Origin of the sequence: Nonomuraea cypriaca (assembly GCF_015645445.1) — a bacterium.
Taxonomy (GTDB): domain Bacteria; phylum Actinomycetota; class Actinomycetes; order Streptosporangiales; family Streptosporangiaceae; genus Nonomuraea; species Nonomuraea cypriaca.
The window spans coordinates 1-23972 of record NZ_JADOGI010000023.1 but is presented as its reverse complement, the minus strand read 5'-3'; the positions used below and the strand labels follow the sequence as shown (position 1 = coordinate 23972).

The following is a 23972-nucleotide window of genomic DNA, read 5'->3' as shown; positions in this document are numbered from 1 at the left end:
GGCAGGTGCCCGGTTCACGAAGGGATCCCGCGTGCAGAAACGGCCCAACATCCTGTTCCTCATGAGCGACGAGCACCGGCCGGACGCCGCCGGATTCGCGGGCGACCCGGTGGCGCGCACGCCGGTGCTCGACTCCCTCGCGGCGGACGGCGTGGTGTTCACGAACGCGTACACGCCCTCCCCCATCTGCGTGCCGGGACGCCAGTCGATCATGGCCGGGCAGTTCCCCAGGACCACGGGCTGCGAGCGGTTCGGCGAGGACCTCGCCCCCGGCCACATGACGTACGCCCGCCGCCTGGCCCAGCACGGCTACCGCACGGTCGCGGCGGGCAAGCTCCACCACACCGGCACCGACCAGATGCAGGGCTGGACGAACCGCATCGGCATGGACTCCAACGTTACCCATCGGCACATCCCGGACCGCGACGAGGCGTCGTTCGCCGGCCTGCCGGAGCCGATCCACCGCAAGTGGTCCATGGTCAAGGAGGTGCGGCGGGCCGGAGTGGGGCGCCCGCCGTACCTCGCGGCGGACGAGTACGCCGTCGAAGGCGCGGTCCAGTACGTCCACCAGCACTTCGTCGACTCCTTCTACGACCGGCCGATCCCCGAGGTGCCGCTGCTCCTCAAGGTCAGCCTGTGGCAGCCGCACTACCCGTTCCAGGTCCCCGACCGCGAGCTGTTCGACCACTACCTCAACCGGGTCCGCCCATTCGCGGACCAGGACCTGTCGGACCACCCGGTGCTCGGCGGCGACCGCTTCGTGGTCCGCCCGGGGGTCGAGGTCAGCGAGCGCGAGCACCGTCGCGCCACGGCGGCCTACTACGCCATGATCGAGCTGGCCGACCGGATGTACGGCCAGGTCCTGGACGCTCTCCGCCTGGCCGGCCAGGACCTCGACGACTGGATCATCGTCTACACCACCGACCACGGGGAGATGCTCGGCGAGCACGGCGTCTACGAGAAGCAGCGCTTCTACGAGGCCAGCGTCCGCGTCCCGCTGATCATCCGCTGGCCCGCCCGCTTCGCCCCGCGCACGGTGGACCGCAACGTGAGCACCTGCGACCTGTTCGCGACGCTCTGCGACCTGACCGGCGTACCGGCTCCGGACGGTCTGGACAGCAGGTCGCTGACGGGACTCATGTCCGGCGACGAGGAGGGCTGGCCCGACGAGGCCGTCTCCCAGTTCGGCGGCAACCGCCTGATGATCAAGCAGGGCGCGCTGAAATACCAGTGGTACGGCGCCGAGGGCCCGGAGGTCCTGTTCGACCTGGACAAGGACCCCCAGGAGACGACCGACCACGCCCATGACCCCGGCCACGCCGAGGCCATGGGCAGGTTCCGGGCCCGCCGCGACGCCCTCGGCTTCAGCCCTTCCTGAGGGGATCACTGAGGGGATCATGACTTCACTGCGCCCGCCATCCCCTCGACGAAGTAGCGTTGGAGGAGCACGAAGAGGATCACCACGGGCAGGAGCGAGATCACGGCGGCGGCGGCCATGCCGCTCCAGTCCACCGAGTTCTCCCCCACGAACGCCAGCATGCCCACGCTCAACGTCCGCAGGTCGGGCCGGCTGAAGGTGAAGACCAGCGGGAGGAAGAAGGCATTCCAGGTGGACAGGAACGTCAGCAGGGTGACCGTGGCGGTCACCGGCATCGCCAGCGGCAGCATCACCCGGAAGAAGACGGACATGAAGCCCGCGCCGTCGAGGACGGCCGCCTCCTCCAGTTCCTTGGGGACGCCGCGGAAGTAGCCGATGTAGAGCAGGATCGAGGCCACGTGGGCGGCGCCGCTCAGGGCGATGACCATGCCGGTGAGCGAGTTGAGCAGGCCGAGCCGCTGGGAGATCTCGACGACCGGGATGATGGTGTAGCCGGTCGGCACGAAGAGGGTGGCGATCAGGACGACCATGATCGCCTTCTTGCCGGCGAACTTGTACCTCGCGAGCACGTAGCCCGCCATCGCGCAGCGGACGACGACGACCACGACCGTGCAGACCGTGACGATGACGGTGTTGAGCAGATATTGGCCGAAACTCGCGTCGGTCCACGCACGGGAGTAGTTCTCCCAGACCGGGGTCTCCGGCAGCAGGTTCAGGCCGGAGCCGAAGACCTCGAGCTGGTCCTTGAGCGAGGCGGACACCATCCAGATGAACGGGTACACGAACAGCAGCGCCCCGATGCCGATGATCACCGCCATGATCCACCACACGAGCCGGCGGCGCAGGTGTGCCACCGACCAGCGGCGGCGGCCGGAAGCCGCCTGAACCGTGCTCATACCAAGTCTCCTGCCTTGCGGGCGGCACGGATGCCGAGGAACTGCAGCAGCCCGATCGCGCACACGAACATGCCGAAGATGACGGCCGCCGCGGAGGCGAAACCGAGTTGCGGTGTGGTCGCGGCGAACGACCAGCGGTAGATGTAGATCTCCACGACCTCGGTGCTGTAGAAGGGGCCGCCGTTGGTCATGGTCAGGACGAGGTCGAACACCTTGAGCGTGCTCTCCACCGTCAGCAGCGTGATGATCACCGTGAACGGCTTGAGCAGCGGCATCGTGATGTGCCGCAGCATCGACCAGGGCCCGGCGCCGTCGATCCCGGCCGCCTGGTAGACGTCGTCGGGGATCGTCTGGAGCGCGGCCAGCCAGTAGATCAGCGTGACGCCGAACCACTTCCACACGAAGACGGCGACCACGGTCCACAGCGCGGTGGAGGACTCGCCGAGGAAGTTGACGCCCTCGTCCACCAGCCCCAGCGCGAGCAGGAGCGAGTTGATCGGGCCGTCGGAGGGGTCGAACACGAACTGCATCACGACGCCGACGATCGCCGTCGTGGTGACCACCGGCAGGAAGAACGCCGTGCGGAACAGGTTGCGCAGCGGCATCTTGGGCGAGTTCAGCAGCAGGGCGACCAGCAGGGAGAGGATCACCTTCACCGGGACGGCGACGATCGTGAACAGCGCCGTGACCGTGAAGGAGTTCCAGAACTGCGGATCCGCCAGCACCTCCTGATAGTTCTGCAGGCCGACCCAGGTCTTGTCCGCCTCGAAGCCGTTCCACTCCACGAAGGAGAACCAGTAGCTCGCGAAGATGGGATAGACGGTGTAGAGGCCGTACAGGACCACGGTCGGGGTGAGAAACAACCAGATCCAGATCTGCGTGCTGGTGAAGCGGCGCCGCGGCGCGGGCGGCCGCCTTCGGGCCAGTGCGGGCGCGGCTGGTTCGCCTGCGTCCCGCCTGGCCTTCAGCCTGGGCAAACTGACCATGACATCCTCTGCGGGTCGTCGTTTTCTGTTGCGGTCACCGCGCGCCCGCTCCCCCGGCCGATGCGGTGAGCTCCCGCGCCACCTGGGGGAACACATCGCCGACCTCCGCGCCGAGCAGGCCCCTCAGTTCGGCTCTGACCTGCGCGTACGCCGGGTCGGCCGCCAGGTTGCGCTGCTCGGCGGGGTCGGCGCGATGGTCGTACAGCTCGTCCAGGTCGCGGGAGCGGTAGATGTAGCGCAGGTCGCGGGTGCGGACGGAGGCGTTGAGCGTGTCCTGGGCGGGGTCCCAGGCGGACGGCGGGGTGTGCTCGCCCCGCGCCTCGGGCTCGCCGCCGTACAGGCAGGTCTCGGCGGTGACGTGGTCGCGCGTGGCCGCCGCCGACGGGTCACCGATCATGGTGGCGAAGGAACGGCCGTCGCGCTGCCCCGGCCAGTCGACTCCGGCCAGTTCGGCCAGCGTGGGCGCGATGTCGACCATGGAGACGAGGTTGCGCACCCGGGCCGCCGCTTGGCCGGGATGGTGGATCAGGAGCGGCACGCGCAGCGTCTCCTCGTAGTGGAGCTCGTGCCCCTTCTCCATCAGGCCGTGCGCGCCCATCATGTCGCCGTGGTCGGTCGTGTACACGATGATCGTCCGGTCGAGTTCGCCGGCCGCGCGCAGGTGGTCGAGGATCGCCCCGACCTGGGTGTCCATCAGCGCGCACAGCCCGAGGTAGTGGGCGATGATCTCGCGCCAGTCGTCCTCGCCGAGCCCGGCGAACTCCTCGGCGAACCTGGACTCGCGTACCTCGCGCGGGAGCCCGGCCGTGCCGGCGGCGAGCGCGGCCGGCAGTTCGACCAGGTCGCGGTCGATGAGCCTGTCGTACGGCGCGGGCACGGCCATCGGGAAGTGCGGCGCGTTGAACGAGCACACGGCGAGCCACGGGGTGTCCGCGGGCCGCTCGTCGAACGTGCGCAGGAACCGGCCGGTCTGCCAGCTCTCCAGGAAGTGCTCGAGCGGGATCTCCGACGTCGTGCGCAGCGGCGTGTCCGGGTCGCGCAGCGACTTCCTGTCGGCGGCGGTCAGGTTCTGGACGTCGCCGGGGTGGAGCCGGTAGCCGTGGCTCTCCAGGTAGTCGCAGTACTCCGGGATGTGCCTGCCGCGCTGCCTGCCCTTGATCGTGGACGGGATCGCGGAGCTGCTCGCGAACCCCATCCGCTCGGGCGTGGTGCCCGGCACGTGCCATTTGCCGGTGTACATCGTGTGGTAACCGGCGTCGGCGAAGGCGGCGGCCACGCTGGAGTCGCGCAGCGCCGGGTCGATGGCCCGCCAGTTGCCCAGCACGTGGTGGTGCCGGGGCATGAGCCCCGTCCACAGGCTCGCCCGCGAGGGGCAGCACAACGGGAACGGCGTGTAGCAGGCGTCGAACGACGTCGAACTCTCCGCCAGCCGGTCCAGGTGCGGCGTGCGCGCCGCGGGATTGCCGTTGCAGCCGAGCGTCGACCAGCTCTGCTCGTCGCTCATCAGGATCAGCACGTTCATGGGCTGTGTCGTCACTGCTCGGCCTCCGTGCGGGGTGTGGTGTCGCTACGCGCGCTGGGCGCTGTCGGCCTTGAGGTCCTCATCGAACTTCCTGATCCTGGCGGTTAGGGCGGCGACCAGCTCGGGGTGGCGTCCGCTGAGGTCGTACGCCTCCTCGGGGTCGCGGTCGAGGTCGAACAGCTGGGGTAACTCCTCGGTCGCGGAGAATCCCCTGCCGGTGTAGTACGGACCGGGGAACCGTTTGACGTGCAGCTTCCACTGGCCCCGTCGCACGGCGTTGCAGTCCGTGCGGCTGTAGTAGAAGATGTCGCCCCGGTCCACCCGCTCGGCCCGCAGCAGCGCGGCGGACAGGTCCCTCCCGTCGATGACCCGGTCGGCCCGCAGGCCGGCTCCGGCGAGCGCGGCCAGCGTGGGCAGCACGTCGACCATGCAGGCCGGCTCCTCGTACGTCACGCCGGCCGGCACCGTGCCCGGCCAGGAGACCACGAACGGGACCCGCATCCCGCCCTCGTACGTCTCTGCCTTGCGGCCCGCGAAGGGGCCGGTGCCGCCGACGTACCAGGGGCCGTTGTCGCTGGTGAAGATGACCATGGTGTCCTGGCGGATGCCGAGCACGTCCAGCTCGCCGAGCAGCACGCCGAGGTAGTGGTCCACGGTCTCGATCACGTCGCCGTAGTCGCCGCCGGCGGAGCGCCCGGCGAAGGCGGGTTCCACCGCCAGCGGCTCGTGCGGCATGGTGTGCGCCAGATACAGGAAGAACGGCCGGTCCGCGTGGTCGCGGACGAAGGAGACGGCCTGCTCGGTGTAGCGGCGCGTCAGGGTCGGCTGGTCCGCGGGGTTCTCGATGATCTGGTCGCCGTCGTACAGCGCGGGCCTGGGATTCCAGTCGTTGCTGCCGAGCAGGCCGTAGAACCGGTCGAAGCCCTGCTTGTCCGGCCGGAACCTGGCCGGCTCGCCCAGATGCCACTTGCCGATGCACGCGGTGGCGTATCCGGCGTCCCGCAGGTACTCGGCGAGGGTGACCTCGCTCGGCGCGAGCCCGTTCGTGTCGCGCGGGTCGAGCACGAGCGGCAGGTTCACCCGGGGCGCGTAGCAGCCGGTGAGCAGCGCCGCACGGGAAGGCGTGCACAGCGGCGACGCGGAGTACATCGTGGTGAAACGCATGCCGCCCGCGGCCAGGCGGTCCACCACCGGCGTGCGGATCAGCGGCGAGCCGTAGCAGGACAGGTCGCCGTAGCCCATGTCGTCGCAGTAGACGATGATCACGTTGGGTGCGCGGGAGGCGGCCGCGGCGGGCCGCGGCCGCGCCAGCGCGGCCAGTCCGGCCAGCGCGCCCGCACCCTGGAGCACCTGCCGGCGCGTGGCCGCCGCGGTCATGATCCCTCCACCATTCTGGCGAACTCCTCCAGATCTGTCCTCATCCGCTCGGCCACGTCCGGGTGCCGGGAGATGAGGTTGCACGTCTCCGCCGGGTCGGCGGCCACGTCGAAGAGCTGCGGCATGTACGCCGTCCGGTCCGTCGAGAACCGCACGTGCAGCTTCCACCGGCCGTGCCTGGCGGCGTTGAGTCGCGGGCCGAAGAACAGGTAGACGGGGGCGCGTTCCGCGGCGTGCCCCGCCAGCCGGGCCGACAGGTCGAACCCGTCCACGGCGGGCATGCTCGCCGAGCAGAGCGCGGCCAGCGTCGGAGGCACGTCCACCAGCGACATCGGCTCGTGGTCCACCCCGGGACGCACCTGTCCCGGCCATCTGACCAGGAACGGGACGCGCACGCCGCCGTCGTACACCTCGGGCTTGCGCCCGCGGCGGCGCTGGTTCGCGCCCTCGTAGCGCGGCCCGTTGTCGCCGGTGAAGATGACGAGGGTGGAGGAGCGTAACCCGCTCCTGTCCAGCTCCCGCAGCAGGTCGCCGACGTGGTGGTCCAGGCACTCCACGACGTCGCCGTACGCCCCGCCGGCCGACCTCCCCGCGAAGGCGGGATCCGTGCGGTACGGCACGTGCGGGTCGAGGTAGGAGAGATACAGGAAGAAGGGCTCCTCTCGCCGCTCGGCCACGAACTCGCGCGCCTTGGCGGTGAAGTGCGCGATGCCGCCGGAGACGTCGAAGCCCTCCTGGACCACCTCCTCACCCTCGACCAGCGGCAGCGGCGACACGTCCGTGCCGTAGGGCGTGCCGTGGAAGCGGTCGAAGCCGTGCCGCAGCGGGTGGTCCTGCGGCCGGTCGCCGAGCCGCCACTGGCCGACACACGCGGTGGCGTACCCGGCGGCCTTCAGCGCGGTGGCGATGGTGACCGCGTCCTGGCCGAGGCCCGCCTGCGCGCCCCTGCCGAGTGAGTGCGGCAGGCCGAGGCGGGCGCCGTACCTGCCGGTGAGCAGGCCGGCGCGGGACGGCGTGTCGGTGGCCGCCGCGGCGTAGGCGGCGGCGAACCTGCGGCCCTGTCGGGCGAGCGTGTCCAGGTGGGGCGTGCGGACCGCCGCCGACCCGAGCACGCTCAGGTCGCCGGGGCCGAGATCGTCGGCCACGATCAGCACGACGTTGGGGGGTGTGCGCGACATCAGCCGTACATCTCCAGCGTGAAGTCCTTCTCCGGAGCCCACTTGGGGAAGGCCCAGTCGTCCACGCTGACCTCGGCGCCCTTGGCCTTGGCTGCGGCGATGGCGCGGTCCCGCTCGGCGGTGTTCTTGTCGCTGAGCTCCTTGAGCGCCTTGCGGTAGTCGGGGATGTCGCCGGTGAACGCGCCCTGGATGATGTCGCCGAGGCCGGGCGTGATCTCCTTCACCTCGGCCTGGTAGGCGGAGATGCCCTTGGGGTTGCGCAGCACCGGGGCCGGGCAGAGGTAGGCCTGCTCGGCGTACCAGCCGATGAGCTTCTTGTACATCGGGTGGGCGTTGGACTTCTCGACCGCCTCGAGGTCGGCCGGCGGCTGCAGCATCGCGTTGGCCAGGTCGACGGAGTACTGCTCGGTGGCGAAGTAGTCACCCAGCAGGCGGCCCGCCTCCTTGGGGTGCTTGCAGGTGGGCGAGAGCCAGTAGGTGCCCGCGTTCGGCCCAGCGTAGGTGGCGACCTTCCTGCCGGCCTCCGGCACGAGGATCGGGCCGACGCCCAGCTTGTCCTTCCACTGCGGCACCGTCTCCAGCGTCGATCCCGCCGTCCACGGCCCGCTGAAGAAGTACGTCGCCGCGCCGGCCACCCACCGCCCGCGCGCCACGTCGTCGCTCCAGGACAGCGACCCGGGTGCCATCAGGCCGTCCTTGTGCAGCGACAGCATGAACTCGATCGCGTTGACGTAGGGGTCGGAGTGGTAGGCGTACTCGCCGGTGCGGAACTGGATACCGTCCGCGCCCTCGAAGCCGCCCGCCTGCGCCATCTTGTCGATCTCGAAGCCGAGCCGGATCGGCATGCCGACACACCAGGCGAAGCCGTGTGACTCGCCGCCCGACGCCTTCTGCGTGGCGGCGCACGCCGCGCGGAACTCGTCGTACGTGGCGGGCGGGGCGTTCGGGTCCAGGCCGGCCTTGGCGACCATCGTGGTGTCGAACCAGTTGACCGTCATGTACTGGCGGAAGTGGTAGATCGGCCAGGTGTAGACCTTGCCCTCGAAGGTGTGGATGCCTTCGTACAGCTTGCCTTCCAGCCGCTTCATGGCGGTGTCGCCGAGTTCGAGCGGCGCCACCCAGCCGTCCTTGATGAGCTGCTCGACCTGCGCCGTGATGCCCACGTTGACGTGGATGTCGGGCAACTGGTTGCTCTGCTTGGCCAGCTGGATGGCCTGGGGGAACTTGGCCGCGCTGACGTGCGTGTACTCGACGGGGATGCCGCCCGGCGACTCGGCGAACTTCTTGAGCAGCGCCTCCTTGGCCTCCTTGCCGCTCTCCTGGGCGTCCCACCACGTGAGCCGGCCGGCCGACCCGCCGGAACCGGCGCTTGTCGACCCGCCGCACGCGGCGACGGCGGCCATCAACCCCATCAGACCTGTCGATCGCATGAACCGACGACGGCTCAGGGTGTCCATCACCAACCACCTTTCGAGCGGATGCGCGATCGCCGCACGGCACAACGCACCCCCAAGAGCCGGGCGGGATCGGTAATCCATTTGATCTTGATACGGCACGACCCTTGACCATGCGCATACGGTCCGCGAGGTAGCCGAGTAATCGATTTCCAAGAAACGTAACGGTGCCGCACAGCAGTGTCAAGGGTCATGTGATCGCCGTAAAAACAGGCATTATCGAGGGGAAATGCTGTCTGGCAAGGTCGGCGCCGTGGGAGCGGCGGCCCACCGGCCGCCGCTCGATCGGGCCGTACGGCGTCAGGCGCAGCGGCCGGCGGCGCGCCCCTGGGCGTCGAGTTGCTGGGCGGCGATCTCGGCGGAGAAGGCCGTGGCCAGCTCCGTGAGGCGGGCCACGACCTCAGGCTCCAGGTTCGCCACGTTGTACGACTCCGACGGGTCCGCCTCCAGGTCGAACAGCTGCGGCAGCTCTCTGCGGTCGGGCTGCGGGTTGCGGTCGACGTGCAGCTTCCACTTGCCCTGGCGCAGCGCGTTCAGCGTCCAGTTGTGGAAGAAGTACAGCGCCTCGCGCTCCGCCATCGGCCCGCCGAGCAGCGCGGATCCGATGTCGATTCCGTCGACCGGCCGGTCCGCGGGCACCTCGCCGCCGGCCAGCCCCGCCAGGGTCGGGAGGAGGTCGATGAAGCAGGCGGGCTCGTCGCACACCGATCCCGCGGGGATCCTGGCCGGCCACTGGGCGACGAACGGCATCCGGATGCCACCCTCCCAGGTGTCGATCTTGCGCCCGCGCAGCCCGCCCGTGCTGCCCTCGAACCAGGGGCCGTTGTCGCTGGTCACGATCACCAGCGTGTCGTCGGTGAGACCGAGTTCGTCGAGCTTGTCGAGCAGGCGGCCGAGGTGGAAGTCGATGCACTCGATCGTGTCGCCGTACGTGCCGCCCCTGGAGGTGCCGCGGAAACCCTCTTCGACGTGCAGCGGGATGTGCGGCATCGTGTGCGCCAGGTAGACGAAGAACGGCTCCTCCCCGCCGCGCTCGATGAACTCGATCGCCTTGTCGGTGTACTGCCTGGTGACGAGCGACTGGTCCACCTCCGTCTGCACCGGCTTCTCGCCGTCGTACATGTGCACGGGGTCCATGTCGTTGCTGTACAGCAGGCCGTAGAACTCGTCGAAGCCGTGCCGCCTGGGGTTGTGTTCCGGGCGGCAGCCGAGGTGCCACTTGCCGTAGCCGGCGGTCCGGTAGCCGCTGTCCTTGAGCACTTCGGGGACCGTGCGCTCGAAGCTGGACAGGCCCTCGCCCTCGTGCGGGAACAGCACCCTGGGCAGGCCGACCCGCTGGGCGTACCTGCCGGTCATCAGCGCGGCGCGGGACGGCGTGCACACGGGGGCGGCGGAGTACATGTGACGGAAGGCGATGCCGTTGTTCGCCACGCTGTCCATCCGCGGGGTCTTGACCACGGTGCCGCCCATGGCTCCCATGTCGCCGTAGCCCATGTCGTCCATGAAGACGAGGACCACGTTCGGCCGGTCATTCACAGTGAGTACTCCCTTGACGTTGGATTGATGTAACGCCTACTTTCCTAGAAATCGATTACTCGCGCTACAGCACAGCGATGATTTCTGGAGGACGGATGTCGGCGTACGGGGATTTCGGCAGCAGCCTGCGTGACCTTCCGAGGTTGCGCGAGGGACGCCGGCACCGTGAGTCGAGCTGGGACAGGACAGGCGGCAACGACGACAGGAAGAAGCTCGAACCCGGCGAGAGCCACGTGCTCGCCGACATCGACGGAGCCGGCTCGATCACGCACATCTGGATGACGGTGACCAGCGACGCGCAGCGTACGCCGGTGCGCATGGCCGAGCCCGACTACCTGCGCAGACTCGTGCTGCGCATCTGGTGGGACGGCGAGGAGGAGCCGAGCGTGCTGGTGCCGCTCGGCGACTTCTTCGGCGTCGGCCACGGCCGCACGGTGAACTTCGCGTCCGCGCCGCTGCAGATGAGCCCCGAGGACGGCCGGAGCCTCAACAGCTTCTTCCACATGCCCTTCTCGTCGGGCGCCCGCATCGAGGTGGCCAGCGAGTTGGAGCACGACACCATCCGGCTCTACTACTACGTGGACTACGAACGGTTCGACGAGCTGGAGCCCACGCTCGGCCGCTTCCACGCCTCATGGAACCGGCAGAGCCCGACCGACGGCATCGACGAGACCGGCCTGTCGAACCAGGAGTTCCAGATGGGCGGCGTCAACCTCACCGGTGACGGCAACTACTCGATCCTGGAGGCCGAGGGGCGCGGCCACTTCGTCGGGTGCGTGCTCAACGTCCGCAACCTGCGCGACACCAGGCAGTGGAACTGGTACGGCGAGGGCGACGACATGATCTTCATCGACGGCGAGCCGTTCCCGCCCAGGCTGCACGGCACCGGCACCGAGGACTACTTCAACCTCGCCTGGTGCCCCACCCAGCAGTACTCCTCCCCCTACCACGGGCTCACCCTGCCAGGCGGCGAGAACTGGGGCGGCGAGATCTCGCTCTACCGCTTCCACATCGAGGACCCGATCGCGTTCGAGCGCTCGATCCGGGTGACGATCGAGCACGGCCATGCCAACCGCCGCAGCGACGACCTCTCCTCAGTCGCGTACTGGTACCAGACGCTGCCGCACCTCCCGCTGAGCCTGCCCCCGGCAGCGGCCCGCATCGCCGCCCCCTGACCCAGGTAAGCCCACTACCCCCTGAGGTTCGAGATGAAGCACTCCACCCCCGCGGCGCTCACTGGCCTGCTGGTCTTAGCGCTCGCCGCGACGCCGCCGGCCTACGCCCAGAGCCAGGCCGATCCGGCGTCCCCGCCGGACAGCACGTTCCTGTCCACGATCCGGATCGAGGAACGCAGCACCGTCAAGTCGCCGAGCGGCGGCGACCTGTGGCCGTCCTGCTGGTCCGACGACGACAACCTGTACTCCGCGCACGGCGACGGCCGCGGTTTCGCCGCGCCGCCGAGCACCGACATCGGCGTCAACCGGATCACCGGCACCCCCGAGCAGGACAACCTGGCCGGCGCGCTCGTCGCCAAGGGGGACGAGGTCGGCCAGATCTGGAGCGGCGCCGACTACAACCGCAAGCCCACCGGCATGGCCTGCGTCGGCGGGGACCTCTACCTGGCCGTGCAGGACCTGAAGAAGCGCACCTTCGACAGCGCCCCCGCCGCGACGATCGCCAGGTCCACCGACCACGGCAAGACCTGGACCTGGGACACGACCGAGGCGATGTTCGGCGGGTCCGTCTTCACCACGATCATGTTCCTCGACTTCGGCAAGGCGTACGCCGACGCCGCCGACGGCTACGTCTACGCGTACGGGCTGGACGGCAACTGGCGTCAGCAGTCCGACGTCTACCTCGGCCGCGTGCCCAAGGACCGGATCCAGGACCGCTCCGCCTGGGAGTTCTACACCGGCGGGCAGGGGAGCCGGGCCACCTGGTCCGCCGAGATCGGCGACAAGGCGCCGGTGATCCACGACGAGGAGCGGACCTACCCCAAGGTGCACGGCACGGGGCCCAGCGACAAGCTGCTCATCGCCCAGGGCGGCGTGGTCTACAACAAGCCGCTGAAGCGCTACTTCTACACCACCTGGAACGCCTTCCAGTGGACCGTCTACGACGCGCCCACCCCGTGGGGACCGTGGACGAAGATCCGCGCCAAGGACTTCGGCGTGCAGTGGAACCAGGCCAAGCACGGCGGCTACGCACCCACGATCCCGTCGAAGTTCATCAGCGCCGACGGCAGGACCATGTGGGTGCAGTCGAACATCTGCGGCCCCTGCGGCGCGGTGCCCAACACCGTCTACAACTTCAACCTGCGCAAGATGCAGGTCACGCCGTGGACGCCGTCGACTCCCGCCAACCGCCACAAGTCCGGCGGCGACAACCTGGCGCTGGGTCCTGGCACGACGCCGTACGAGCGGGTGACCAGGTCCGGCCGTACGTCGATCTACAACGACGGCGACCTGACGGCGTACGAGGACGACTGGAACGACGAGGACAAGACGACGAGTTGGTGGGGCTACACCTGGCCGCGCGTCCGGCACGTCAACGAGGTCCGCTACACGACCGGCGCGATGCTGCCCGACGGCGGCTGGTTCGCGAACGACCTGCGGGTCCAGGTGCGCAGGAACGGCCGCTGGAGCGACGTACGGGGCCAGCGGGTCAGCCCCGCCTACCCCCACGACCAGACGGCCGGCCCGAACAAGACGTACACGTTCCGTTTCGACCCCGCGCTGGCGGACGGAGTGCGGGTGATCGGCGCGCCCGGCGGCGCGCACACCTTCACCTCGGTCGCCGAAGTGGAGGTCTACTACCGGTGAAAGGACGCGAGGTCTGATGCGCATCCTGTACTTCGACATCGACTCGCTGCGGCCCGACCACCTGGGCTGCTACGGCTACCACCGCGACACGACGCCCAACATCGACGCGATGGCGCGCGAGGGCGTGCGGTTCACCCACGCGTACTGCGCCACGTCGCCGTGCGTTCCCTCGCGCGGCAGCCTGATCAGCGGCCGGGTGGGCGTCAGGCACGGCGCGATGACCCACTTCGGGCCGGGCTCGGAGTTCCGCTTTCCCGGCAACGGGCACCGGCACTGGGACGACATGCCGCTGTTCACCCGGCACCTGCGGCGGCACGGCTACCGTACGGTGAGCTTCTCCTCCTTCGCCGACCGGCACCAGGCGTACTGGTTCTGCGGCGGCTGGAGCGAGATGCACACCGCCACGCTCAAGCAGGGCGACGAGAACGCCGACGAGGTCAACGCGGCGGTCATCCCCTGGCTGCGGGCCAACGGGCGCGAGGAGGATTACTTCCTGCACATCCAGTACTGGGACCCGCACCGCAACTACACCGTCGACCAGAAGTGGATCGACCGGTTCGCCGGCGAACCGCCGCCAGGCTGGCCCGACGAGGAGGCGATCGCCGGGCACCAGCAGGACTACGGCCCCTTCACGGCGCGCGAGCTGTTCCCCGGCACGCCGGACGGCCGCAGCCCGGTCCCGTCGATGCCGGACGCGATCGGCGGCGTCGACGACTTCAAACGGCTCGTGGACGGCTACGACGCGGCGACCAGGTTCATGGACGAGGAGATCGGCCGGATCCTGAACACCCTGGCCGACCTGGGCGTGCTTGAGGACACCGCGATCATCTTCTCCGCCGACCACGGCGAGGCGCTCGGCGAGCAGGGCGTCTACGGCGACCACGTGTGCGCGGGCGAGGCCGTGCACAACATCCCCATGGTCGTACGCTGGCCGGGCGGCGCGGCAGACCGGGCGTACGACGGGCTGATGTACAACGTGGACCTGCAGCCGACGCTGTGCGAGCTGGCCGGGATCCCGGTGCCGACCGGCTGGGACGGGCTGCCGGTCACCGCCGCCATCCGCGGCGAGGAGTGGGCGGGACGCCCGCACCTGGTCTGGGACCACGCGCTCTACAGCTGCCAGCGGGCGGTGCGCACCCCTGACCGGCTGTTCGTGCGCACCTACCACCCCGGGCTGTACGACTTCGACGATCTCGCGCTGTTCGACATGGACGCGGACCCGCGGCAGACGACGAACATCGCCGAGGCGGAGCCGGGGCGGGTCGCCGAACTGGACCACGTGATGAGCGACTGGCTGCACGGGATGCTGGGCCGCCACGGCGCTCCAGGCGACCCGATGCAGGAGGTGGTGCGCACGGGGCCGTACCGGTACATCAGGCTGGAGCGGTGGATCGAGCGGCTGCGGGCGCGCGGCCGGCCCGACGACGCCCGGCGGATCATCGACCGTCTCGACCTGGACGCCGCGCTCACCACCCGCAGGGGGCATCCGGTGCTGTGACGGTCACCGGGTCGAGCTGCCGCGCACCTGCAGCCGCGTCTTCAGCTTGACCGTGCTGGGGGCGCGGTGCGGGTCGCGTACGCGTTCCAGGAGCAGGCGGGCCGCGGCCCGGCCGAGGTCGTAGGTCGGCTGGCTCACGGTCGTGAGGGACGGGCGGACGAGGTGGGCCCAGGGGATGTCGTCGAAGCCGACGACGCCGAAGTCCTTGGGGATGCGCACGTCCGCCTGCACCAGCGCGTCCAGCGCACCCACCGTCATCAGGTTGTTGGCCACGAACACCGCGTCCGGCGGGTGCTCCTCCGTGAGCAGCGAGCGCATCGCCTCGCGGCCGCCCGCCTCACGGAAGTCGGCGTATCTGACCAGGGTCTCGTCGTAGTCGACGCCGCCGCGCCGCAGCGCGGCGCGGTAGCCGCGCAGGCGGCGCGCCGCGGTGAACAGGCGGCGCGGGCCGGTGACGCACGCGACCCTCCGGTAGCCGGAGGTGATGAGGTGCTCGGTGGCCAGCTCGGCGCCGTGCTCGTTGTCCACGAGCACGGTGTCGACCGGGGCGGTGCCGACCACGCGGTCGATGACCACGGTCGGGGTCGCGGACTTCACGAGCTGGTTGATCCCGGCCGCGCGGGCCGACGGCGAGATGATCACGCCGGCCATCCGGTCGGCGAGCGCGGCCTTGATGTACGCGGCCTCCTTGGCGGCGTCCTCGTCGCTGTTGCACAACACGACCGAGTGACCGGCCTCCTGGGCGACGTCCTCGACGCCTCGCACGAGTGAGGTGAAGAACGGGTTGCCGATGTCGGAGATGATCACGGCCCACAGCTTGGTGCTGGACAGCCGCAGGTTCCTGGCCAGCGCGTTGCGCTCGTAGCCCAGCTCGGCCACCACGGCGCGGACCCGGGAGGCGAGTGCCGGGTCGACCGTGCTGGCGCCGTTGAGCACCCGCGAGACGGTCGCCGTGGAGACCCCGGCCCGCGACGCCACGTCGTAGATCGTCACCATGGCCACCTCCCCGTTCAGCCTCGCGCGCTCGTATCGTAATCGATTTCCGACCATGATCAGCAACAGGCCTCCCCCAGGAGGCGTTTCAGAGCAGGCCGGCGTCACGGATCTTCATGGCGACGTGGACCCGGTTGTCGGTGCCGAGCTTGGCGAAGATGCGGGTGATGTTGGCCTTCACGGTGGCCACGCTCACCGACAGGGCCGCCGCGATCTCGGTGTTGGAGCTGCCCTTGGCCACCTCGATCGCGACCTCGCGCTCGCGTGCGGTGAGCCGGGACAGCTCCCGCAGCGCCTCGGGACGTTGCGGCTCGTAGCGGCCGGTGGCGGCCGCGATCACCTGCTGGGCGACGCGTGGCGACAACACCGGCTCGCCCCGCGCCACGGCGCGGACCGCCTCGATCATCTTCGGCGGCGGCGTGTCCTTCAGCAGGAAGCCGTCGGCCCCCAGTTGCAGGGCGCGCAGGACCAGGTCGTCGGCGTCGAACGTGGTCAGCACCAGGATGCGGGGCGGCGACGGCCGGGCGAGGAGGCGCTCGGTGGTGGTCAGGCCGTCCTGGTGGGGCATCCGGATGTCCATCAGCACGACGTCGGGCCGCAGGTCGCGCACCACGGCCATGGCCTGCCTGCCGTCCCCGGCCTCCCCGGCGAGGTCCAGGTCGGGCTCACCGCCGAGGATGAGGCGCAGCCCCGTGCGCACCATCGGGTCGTCGTCCACGATCACCACTCGGATCACAGGTCAAGCTTCCCACGTCAGCGGGGCGTCGCCCGCCACCTGGGTGCGTTCGGTCCGCGCCGGCAGGGTGCTCAGTGGCCGGCGGGCACCGGGGCGGTCTCGGTGCGGGCCTCGGCGTCCAGGTCGGCGGCGACCATCATGGCCACCAGCTCCTCGAACCCCACCTTCGGCCGCCAGCCGAGAACGAACTCGGCCTTGCTCCAGTCGCCGACGAGCAGGTCCACCTCGGCGGGCCGGACGAAACGCGCGGAGGTGCGGACGAACCCGGACCAGTCGTCGACGCCGATCTGGGCGAAGGCGACATCGAGGAACTCGCGGACGGAATGGGTCTCACCGGTCGCGATGACGTAGTCGTCCGGCAGGTCCTGCCGCAGCATGAGATGCATCGCCTCGACGTAGTCTCCGGCGAATCCCCAGTCACGCATGGCGTCGAGGTTCCCGAGGACCAGCTCGTGCTGCATGCCCAGTGCGATCCGCGCCACCGCGCGCGAGATCTTGCGGGTGACGAACTCGCGGCCGCGGCGCGGCGACTCGTGGTTGAACAGGATGCCCGAACTGGCGTGCATGCCGTACGTCTCGCGATAGCTGATGGTCATGTGGTGGCCGAAGACCTTGGCGACCCCGTACGGCGAGCGCGGCCACAGCAGGGTGGTCTCGTTCTGCGGTACCGCCTGCGCCTTGCCGAACATCTCCGAGCTCGACGCCTGGTAGAAGCGCACCTGCCGGCCGCTGCGCTCCTGGTGCAGCCGGGCCGCCTCCAGCATGTTGAGCACCCCGCCGCCGGTGACGTCGGCGACCATGCGCGCGTTCTCCCAGGAGTGGGCGACGAAGGAGATGGCGCCCAGGTTGTACACCTCGTCGGGGTCCGCGCGGGCGAAGGAGCGCATGAGGCTGGGCAGGTCGAGCAGATCACCGGTGAGTACGCGTACGTCGGGCAGCGCGCACTCCAGGTAGGCGGCCTTGGGGTTGTTCTGGCCGCGTACCAGTCCGAAGACCTCGTACCCCTTGGCGAGCAGCAGCTCCGCCAGGTACGTACCGTCCTGCCCGGTGATACCGGTGATCAACGCTCTTCGCACGGTGGCTCCCCTGGCGTCCGTCACTCGGGATTCACCGAGAACACCGGAAAATAGCTCGTCACCCGGCCGGCGGCGTAGTCGTCCGCGAGCCGGGGGACGTCCTCGAAGTCGTAGGTCTGGATCATCTCCGGATCCGGGATCCAGCCGGTCGTCGCCTGGTACTCCAGGATCTCCGCGGAGTCGCCCGAGCGCCACACGTGCGTGTTGACGTGCAGGTGCCGCTTGATGCACTCGACGGCGCGGCGGGTCTCGGTGACCATGCCACGCTTCCAGCCGAGGGTGGTCAGCACCCCCTGCCTGCCGAGCGCCTTGAGCGTGGGCCGCAGCAGCGGCGCGCCGATGTTGTCGATGAAGACGGCGGCCCCGTGACCGTCGCTGAGCGACTCGACGATCCGCAGGAACTCCTTCTCCGCGGTCCGGTACCGGGCCACCAGCTCCGGATCCCTCTCGTCGAGCCGAAGGCTCAGCTCCAGGTCCGCGAACGTGCGCCGGTCCACCGGCGTGATCTCCTTGCGGGCCAGGAAGGAGAGCCGCTCGTCGCTCCCGGCCGTCATGGCGACGCGGAACCCGGCCCGCCGCGCGAGCTCGAGCTCGGCCAGGACGACACCGCCGCCCCAGCCGAACACCAGGTGGTCCTCGGTCGCGACGTCCGGCAGCTGCGCCCGCCAGCAGGCGTACGCCACCCGCCAGTTGTCCCAGGCCGAGAAGTACCGGGCGTAGGTGGCCCATTGGGGCAGGGAGTACGCCGAGCCGGGCGGCAGCGGGAGCAGCATCCGCGCCTCCACCTTCGTCCGTCTGGCCAGGAGTCCGATGGTGCCCGGCGCGTCGTACGCGTAGGCCAGCTCGGCGTAGCCGTAGCGGTCGCACTTGCTGAACGGCATCACCATGCACACGTCGCCGGCCGAGAACGCCCGCGCCGCCGGCGTCCGCCCGGTGCGCAGCACGCGGACCACGCCGATGTTGCCGAGCACGACGGACGGCTCGCCGCGTTGCCTGCAGACGTCCACCGGTGAGCGGGACAGGGCGTGGTCCAGGTTCGCCTCCCACGAGCCGTACAGGGGCTCGACCAGCACCTCGTCGTCGCCCAGGTCCGGGAACGCGAACGTCTCCCTGCGCAGGTTCACCGCGCCGCCGGCCACCGGGCCACCGCCCTTCGGTCCGGCGTGCAGCACCCACGCGTCAGTCGTGATCATTCCTCCGGCTCCTTTCCGTCCTGCGCGCCCTGCCCGTCCTGCGCGCCCCTTCCGTCCTGCGCGCCCTGCCCATCCTGCGCGTCCGCCGGCCGGCCCCACCAGTGCCGCCGGTCCGACCACGGATAGGCCGGCAGGTCGGCATGTCGCCCCACCGGATACAGCGCTTCCCACCGCACGTCCACACTGCGGCAGTACAACCGCCCGAGCACGTCCAACACCGACGCATCCAGGTCGCTCTCGTACGCCCCAACGTCCTGGCCACCCTCCGGACCGGCCCGCCCCGCACCCACGTACCGGACACCATCCGAGCCGCCCTGCCCCGCACCCGCGTACCGGACACCATCCAGAACGGCCTGGCGCGTACCCGCGTACCGGACACCATCCAAGCCATCCCAGTACGGGCCCCCGTGCTGGACACCGTCCGAGCCATCCCGGTACGCACCCGCGTGCTGGACACCATCCGAGCCGACCCGGTACGCACCCGCGTGCTGGACACCATCCGAGCCGACCCGGCACGGACCCCCGTGCTGGACACCATCCAGAACGGCCTGGGGTGGACCCGCGTTGCGGGCGCCGTCAGAGCCGGCGTGCTGGACACCGTTCGGGGCGGCCTGGTGCGCACCGGCAGCGGCGTACGCGACCTCGGCCGGGGCGGCGATGACCGGGGCGCGGACGGCCGCCGCGTCGGGAGGGACGCGGACCTGGCCGATCTCCACGACGCCGTATCTGCCTGCCCGTGCCAGTTCGGACGCCGCGGCGGCCAGTGCGGCCGGATCGTCGTACCGGCACAACGCGCGCGGATCGCCGTCGTCCTGGCGCGCGGTGTCCGGGCCGGAAGCCGCCAGAGCCGACCTGATCGTCTGCTCCAGCGGCAACCCGCCGATGAGGTGACGGGCGGCGGGCACGCCGAGCCCAGCGCACAGCACCAGGGCCGGTTCACCGGTCACCGAGCGCCACCACCGCCCCAGACCGATCTGCGCCAGTACGGTGAGCACCCGCACAATGGCCTGATCCGCGACCACCGCACCGCCCCCAACCGCCGCACCGGCCGCCGCACCGCCCGCGACCGCCGTAGCAGCGGCCGCACCGCCCCCGACCGCTGTACCCCTGGCAGCACCGTCCCCGATCGCCGTACCGGCTGCGGCGGCGGCCAGGTCGGCGCCGGTCTCAGCGGCCACAAGGGACGCCGCCTCGGCGACGAGCCGACGGAACGGATCGCCGCCGGCCAGAGACGCCATGACCCGCCAGTCGCCACCAGGCCCCAGACACCACGCCATCCGTCCCGCGACGGCCGCGCGTCCCGCCCACGCGCCGGACCCACTCCGCCCCGCCGCCAGCCCGCGCAGTGCCGCGGCAAGCTCCTCCCCGGTACGGCCGACCACCGCCCCCCGGTAGGTGAGGTGCGAACGCCGCCGCGCCGCGGTATAGGCGACGTCGGCGGGCGAGACCGCCGGCTCGCCTCGTTCCAGCTGATCCGCGAGCCGGGCCGCCACCGCGCGCAACGCCGCCTCGTCGTGCCCCGACACCGGCACCAGCACCGGCCGCACCCCATGACACGGCACGGACACGCCCCCGCCCCCGCCACCGACCCCGTCCAGTGGATCGGTCGGCGAGTGGGCCAACGGGACGGGTCGCGACTCCACCAACGGATCGACCATCGGGGCAGGCCGCGACTCCGCCAGCGGATCGACCAACGGGACGCCCAACCGGGCGGGCGGCGACTCCGCCAGCGGATCGGCCAACGGGACCGCCAACGAGGCGGGCCGTGAGTCCGCCAGTGGGTCGACCAACGGGACGCCCAACCGGGCGGGCGGCGACTCCGCCAGCGGATCGGCCAACGGGACCGCCAACGAGGCGGGCCGTGAGTCCGCCAGTGGGTCGACCATTGGGGTGGCCAACGAGTCGGGCCGTGAGTCGGGCAGGGAGGTGGGTGGTGAGTCGGCCAATGGGGTGGGTACTGGGGCTTCCGCCAGGACCAGGTGGGCGTTGCTGCCGCCCTGGGCGAATGCGCTGACGCCGGCGACCCGTGGTTCGGCGCCGCGCGGCCACGGGCGGGCGGTGGCGGGGATGACGATCGCCGGGGGAAGCGTGCCCAGGTCGGGATGTGGCCTGGTGAAGTGCAGGTTCCCTGGGATCTCCTCGAGGTGCAGGCACAGTACCGTCTTGATCAGGCCGATCACGCCGGACGCGGCGAAAAGGTGCGACACGTTCGTCTTGACGGCGCCCACCACCAGCGGGCGCTCGGCCGGCCGGCCGGGCAGCAGTTCGGCGGCGAGCGCGCTCAGCTCGGCCGCATCGCCCAGGGAGGTGCCGGTGCCGTGGCTCTCCACGTACGTCGCGGCCCGCGCCGGGATCCCGGCGTCGTCATAGGCGGCCCGGATGACCTCCCGCTGCGCGGCGACGGCCGGGATCCCGTATCCAAGTCCGCCGCCGTTGTGGTTGATCGCGCTGCCACGCAGTACGGCGAGCACACGGTCGCCGTCCCGTTCCGCGTCGGCCAGGCGTTTGAGCACCACCACGCCGCAGCCCTCGCCGATCCCGTACCCGTCGGCCCCGGCGTCGAAGGTACGGCACCGGCCGTCCGGCGACAGCGTGCCCGACTCGGCGATGCCGGCACCCGAGTGCTCGGTCAGCATCAGGTTGACCGCCCCGACCAGCGCCGCGTCGCACTCACGCGCCCGCAGGCTCCGGCCGGCCAGGTGCGTCGCCAGCAGGGCCGACGAACAGCCGGCGTCGACGGTGAGGCTCGGGCCGCGTACACCTAGAAAGTACGACATCCGGGCACAGGCGGTGCTGTGGGAGTTGTTGACGACGGCGTGGTCGTGCTGCGGCACCGTACCCAGCCGGGAGACGCCCACCTGCCAGTAGTCGTGCGTGGCGAGGGTCAGGAAGACGCCCGTCGCGCTTCCCCGTACGGCCTCGCGCGGCATGCCGGCGTGCTCCATGGCCTCCCAGGCCGTCTCCAGCAGGAGCCGCTGTTGCGGGTCCATGACGGTCGCCTCGCCCGGGGCGATGCCGAAGAACTCGTTGTCGAACCGGTCGACGTCGTCCAGATATGCGCCGGGCAGGCCGGTCAGGTAGTCGCCGGGTTCGGCCGTCCGCCGGTCCAGCGCGCCGACCAGGTCGGTGCCGTTGCGCAGGGCGCGCCAGAACTCGTCGGCGCCCCGGATCCGGCCTGGCAGCCGGCATCCGATCCCCACCACGGCGATCGGCACGGCTCGGTCCTGCTCCGCACGTTCGAGGCGGCCCTCCAGTTCCTCTATGGTCGCCAGCGCGCGACCGAACAACTCCCGGTGCGCCGGATCCAAGTCCATGCCAGTCCCTTCCTCACTGCGCGAGCCACCGGACGCCGCATCGCTCAGCGGAGCCGTTCCAGCTTCTCGGCCAGCCGCCTGATCAGGTCGTCCTGCTCCTCCAGCGCTCCATGCCCGTGCGGCTCCGCTCCCGGCCCGGAACCCTCCGGTACGACCACCGGCCCGGCACCTTCCGGTACACCGCCCGGACGGCCGTAGTGCCCGGCCGAATCCCCGGCGAGGGCGACGGCCAACTCCTCGATGGTCGGGTACTCGAAGACGAGGGTCGGGGGCACCTCGCGGTTGAGACGCCCCTCGATCCGCCTGCGCAGCTCAACGCTCATCGCCGAGTCCAGCCCGAGTTCGAAGAGGCCCACCCGTGGATCGATCTCCTCCAGATCGTCGATCCGCAGAACGGCGGCGAGCTCGGCACGCAACATCATCCGCATGCCCTCCACACCGCCCACCCGGTCCCCGCGATCGACCTCCCGAACTCCATTCGCACCATCGACCTGTCCGGAACTCCCGCCCCCCGATATCCCGTTGGCACTGTCCACCCAGTCCCAGCGATCGGCCCGCGAACTCCCATCCACACCGTCCACCTGATCCCAGCGATCGGCCCCCGAGGTCCCGCTCGCACTGTCTACGCGATCGTTCGCGCCAACGGCCATACCAGCCTTGCCTGCGGGTGCGGCGGGCACCGAACTCGTGACCGGGACCGCACCGTCCCGGATCGACCCCAGACTCCCGCCCGCCGGTCCGGTCACCGGTTGGGTCGTCACCGGCTGAGTCCCCACCGGCCGGACTCCCATCGACTCGGCCCCCACCGAGCGGGCCGCCACAGGCTCACTCGCCTCCGGTCGGGATCCCACCTCGCCAGCCGCCGCCGACGGGGACCCCACCGGTTGGGGTCCCGCCGACCGGGATGCCACTGGCTGGGGCCCCGCCGACCGGGGTCCCGCCAGTTGGGGTCCCGCCAGTTGGGGTGCCACCGGTTGGGGTGCCACGGGCGGGGATGCCAACGGCTGGGAGGCCACCCGCTGGTATTCCACCGGCTGGGCTGGGCCCGCGACCGAGTCGAGTACCGGCATGGGTCGGCCTGATCGGTAGGCGGTCGCGAGTACCGGCCAATCGATGGCCGCCACCGCGCAGTGGGTCACGTCGTCGGCCAGCAGCGAGCCGAGGATGGCCAGGCAGTCGTCCGGCGGCATGGGGCGGAATCCGTCGTCGCCGACCAGGTCGACGTCGAGAGAATCCGATACGCCCCAGGCACCCCAGCCGACGCTCAACGTCTGCTCCCCGGCACGAGAGCGTTCGTGCGCCAGAGCGTCCAGGAAGCCGTTGGCCGCAGCGTAGTGCCCGCCCAGGCGCCACCCCAGACACGCCGCCGTCGAGGAGAAGAAGACGAGACGGGACACGCCGCGGCCGGCGCACAACTGGTGCAGCAGCCAGCCTCCGCGCAGCTTCGCCGCCAGCCGCGCGTGCGCGTCCTCGACGCGGGTCGTGGCGAGGCGGCCGATCCCCCGGCTCGTGGCGAGGTGGTACACCTCCCGCAGCGGCGGCAGGTCACGCCCGAAGCGCTCGAACAGCGCCGTCATCGCGGCCTCATCGGTGACGTCCGCCCGCACCGCCGTGACCTGGAGGCCGAGACCGGCCAGCTTCTCCAGATCGGCGTCATGCCCGCGCCCAGCCCCGGTGCGGCCCGTCAGCACCAGATGGCGAACTCCCCGCTCGGCGAGCCACCGCGCGACCACCATCCCAAGCCGCCCCAACCCACCACAAACCAGGTAGGCCCCATCGGCATCCGCCACCGGCGCGCGCCAAGCCGAACCAGACGCAGCCGACGTGGAGCGAACCGACTCAACCGACGTAAGACGGGCCGACTCGACCGACGCAAGACCAGCAGACTCGACCGACGTGGAGCGGGCGGGCTCGACCGGCGCGAAGCGAGCCGACTCAGCCGACGCGAGACCGGCGGACTCGGCCGACGTGAAGCGGGCGGGCTGGGCTGGTGTGGACGGGGTGGGATTGGCT

General features: G+C 70.6%; 18 protein-coding genes. 5 read left to right on the top strand and 13 right to left on the bottom strand.

The features are described from left to right. The first annotated feature begins 31 nt into the window (after positions 1–31). On the top strand, positions 32–1378 hold the full coding sequence (locus ITP53_RS10330; RefSeq protein WP_195895119.1) for a sulfatase-like hydrolase/transferase: 1347 nt from the start codon (positions 32–34) through the stop codon (positions 1376–1378). A gap of 17 nt (positions 1379–1395) precedes the next feature. Here the strand turns inward: ITP53_RS10330 and ITP53_RS10325 are convergent, their stop codons facing one another. The 7 genes from ITP53_RS10325 to ITP53_RS10300 all read right to left on the bottom strand — a co-directional run bounded on the left by ITP53_RS10325 (position 1396) and on the right by ITP53_RS10300 (position 10327). After that, positions 1396–2274, bottom strand: coding sequence for a carbohydrate ABC transporter permease (locus ITP53_RS10325; RefSeq protein WP_195895118.1), 879 nt, complete (start codon positions 2272–2274; stop codon positions 1396–1398). Then, positions 2271–3260 carry a carbohydrate ABC transporter permease gene (locus ITP53_RS10320; RefSeq protein ID WP_195895117.1) on the bottom strand — a complete coding sequence of 330 codons (990 nt, stop codon included), beginning with the start codon at positions 3258–3260 and terminating at the stop codon, positions 2271–2273. Before ITP53_RS10320 ends, ITP53_RS10325 begins: the two co-directional genes overlap by 4 nt. A gap of 34 nt (positions 3261–3294) precedes the next feature. After that, positions 3295–4797, bottom strand: a complete 1503-nt coding sequence (locus ITP53_RS10315) for a sulfatase-like hydrolase/transferase (RefSeq protein WP_195895116.1) — start codon at positions 4795–4797, stop codon at positions 3295–3297. A gap of 30 nt (positions 4798–4827) precedes the next feature. Further along, positions 4828–6159, bottom strand: coding sequence for a sulfatase family protein (locus ITP53_RS10310; protein WP_207755752.1), 1332 nt, complete (start codon positions 6157–6159; stop codon positions 4828–4830). After that, entirely contained in the window at positions 6156–7337 is a 1182-nt protein-coding gene (locus ITP53_RS55910) for a sulfatase-like hydrolase/transferase (protein WP_207755750.1), read from the bottom strand. Before ITP53_RS55910 ends, ITP53_RS10310 begins: the two co-directional genes overlap by 4 nt. Next, complete coding sequence (locus ITP53_RS10305) at positions 7337–8767, bottom strand: ABC transporter substrate-binding protein (protein ID WP_195895114.1); 1431 nt, start codon at positions 8765–8767, stop codon at positions 7337–7339. Before ITP53_RS10305 ends, ITP53_RS55910 begins: the two co-directional genes overlap by 1 nt. Before the next feature lie 324 nt (positions 8768–9091). Then, positions 9092–10327: a sulfatase family protein gene (locus ITP53_RS10300; protein WP_195895113.1), complete on the bottom strand. Its 1236-nt coding sequence runs from the start codon at positions 10325–10327 to the stop codon at positions 9092–9094. 95 nt (positions 10328–10422) lie between these two features. Between ITP53_RS10300 and ITP53_RS10295 the strand changes: the two genes are divergently transcribed. From ITP53_RS10295 to ITP53_RS10285, 3 genes are read left to right on the top strand one after another with little or no spacing between them, the layout of a single operon-like run. Continuing rightward, complete coding sequence (locus tag ITP53_RS10295; RefSeq protein ID WP_195895112.1) at positions 10423–11502, top strand: glycoside hydrolase family 172 protein; 1080 nt, start codon at positions 10423–10425, stop codon at positions 11500–11502. A gap of 33 nt (positions 11503–11535) precedes the next feature. Then, complete coding sequence (locus ITP53_RS10290) at positions 11536–13149, top strand: DUF4185 domain-containing protein (RefSeq protein WP_195895111.1); 1614 nt, start codon at positions 11536–11538, stop codon at positions 13147–13149. 16 nt (positions 13150–13165) lie between these two features. Continuing rightward, positions 13166–14647, top strand: a complete 1482-nt coding sequence (locus tag ITP53_RS10285) for a sulfatase family protein (protein ID WP_195895110.1) — start codon at positions 13166–13168, stop codon at positions 14645–14647. A gap of 3 nt (positions 14648–14650) precedes the next feature. Here ITP53_RS10285 and ITP53_RS10280 read toward each other — a convergent pair whose 3' ends face one another. The 6 genes from ITP53_RS10280 to ITP53_RS60185 form a co-directional block, all read right to left on the bottom strand. After that, positions 14651–15643 (bottom strand): LacI family DNA-binding transcriptional regulator, encoded by a 993-nt coding sequence (locus ITP53_RS10280; protein ID WP_195895109.1) that lies wholly within the window; start codon positions 15641–15643, stop codon positions 14651–14653. An 85-nt stretch (positions 15644–15728) separates the two neighbouring features. Next, on the bottom strand, positions 15729–16376 hold the full coding sequence (locus ITP53_RS10275; RefSeq protein ID WP_195895108.1) for a response regulator: 648 nt from the start codon (positions 16374–16376) through the stop codon (positions 15729–15731). A 71-nt stretch (positions 16377–16447) separates the two neighbouring features. Then, positions 16448–17452: a GDP-mannose 4,6-dehydratase gene (locus ITP53_RS57205; RefSeq protein WP_195895107.1), complete on the bottom strand. Its 1005-nt coding sequence runs from the start codon at positions 17450–17452 to the stop codon at positions 16448–16450. Positions 17453–17472: 20 nt separating this feature from the next. Next, positions 17473–18645, bottom strand: coding sequence for a zinc-binding alcohol dehydrogenase family protein (locus tag ITP53_RS57200; RefSeq protein WP_195895106.1), 1173 nt, complete (start codon positions 18643–18645; stop codon positions 17473–17475). Continuing rightward, the gene (locus ITP53_RS10260) at positions 18642–21959 is read right to left on the bottom strand and encodes a beta-ketoacyl synthase N-terminal-like domain-containing protein (protein WP_195895105.1); all 3318 of its coding nucleotides are present in this window, start codon (positions 21957–21959) and stop codon (positions 18642–18644) included. Before ITP53_RS10260 ends, ITP53_RS57200 begins: the two co-directional genes overlap by 4 nt. A gap of 44 nt (positions 21960–22003) precedes the next feature. Further along, positions 22004–23749, bottom strand: a complete 1746-nt coding sequence (locus ITP53_RS60185) for a beta-ketoacyl reductase (protein ID WP_328814349.1) — start codon at positions 23747–23749, stop codon at positions 22004–22006. Between the two features lie 34 nt (positions 23750–23783). On the opposite strand from ITP53_RS60185, the gene ITP53_RS57185 reads away from it, so the two are divergent. Further along, the coding region (locus ITP53_RS57185; RefSeq protein ID WP_236050661.1) for a hypothetical protein at positions 23784–23972 on the top strand (189 nt) is incomplete at its 3' end.

Coding starts and splice junctions, on each gene's coding strand:
- ITP53_RS10325 (WP_195895118.1), bottom strand. CDS start 2,274: ATGAGCACGGTTCAGGCGGCTTCCGGCCGCCGCCGCTGGTCGGTGGCA.
- ITP53_RS10320 (WP_195895117.1), bottom strand. CDS start 3,260: ATGGTCAGTTTGCCCAGGCTGAAGGCCAGGCGGGACGCAGGCGAACCA.
- ITP53_RS10310 (WP_207755752.1), bottom strand. CDS start 6,159: ATGACCGCGGCGGCCACGCGCCGGCAGGTGCTCCAGGGTGCGGGCGCG.
- ITP53_RS55910 (WP_207755750.1), bottom strand. CDS start 7,337: ATGTCGCGCACACCCCCCAACGTCGTGCTGATCGTGGCCGACGATCTC.
- ITP53_RS10305 (WP_195895114.1), bottom strand. CDS start 8,767: ATGCGATCGACAGGTCTGATGGGGTTGATGGCCGCCGTCGCCGCGTGC.
- ITP53_RS10295 (WP_195895112.1), top strand. CDS start 10,423: ATGTCGGCGTACGGGGATTTCGGCAGCAGCCTGCGTGACCTTCCGAGG.
- ITP53_RS10290 (WP_195895111.1), top strand. CDS start 11,536: ATGAAGCACTCCACCCCCGCGGCGCTCACTGGCCTGCTGGTCTTAGCG.
- ITP53_RS10285 (WP_195895110.1), top strand. CDS start 13,166: ATGCGCATCCTGTACTTCGACATCGACTCGCTGCGGCCCGACCACCTG.
- ITP53_RS10280 (WP_195895109.1), bottom strand. CDS start 15,643: ATGGTGACGATCTACGACGTGGCGTCGCGGGCCGGGGTCTCCACGGCG.
- ITP53_RS57200 (WP_195895106.1), bottom strand. CDS start 18,645: ATGATCACGACTGACGCGTGGGTGCTGCACGCCGGACCGAAGGGCGGT.
- ITP53_RS10260 (WP_195895105.1), bottom strand. CDS start 21,959: ATGGACTTGGATCCGGCGCACCGGGAGTTGTTCGGTCGCGCGCTGGCG.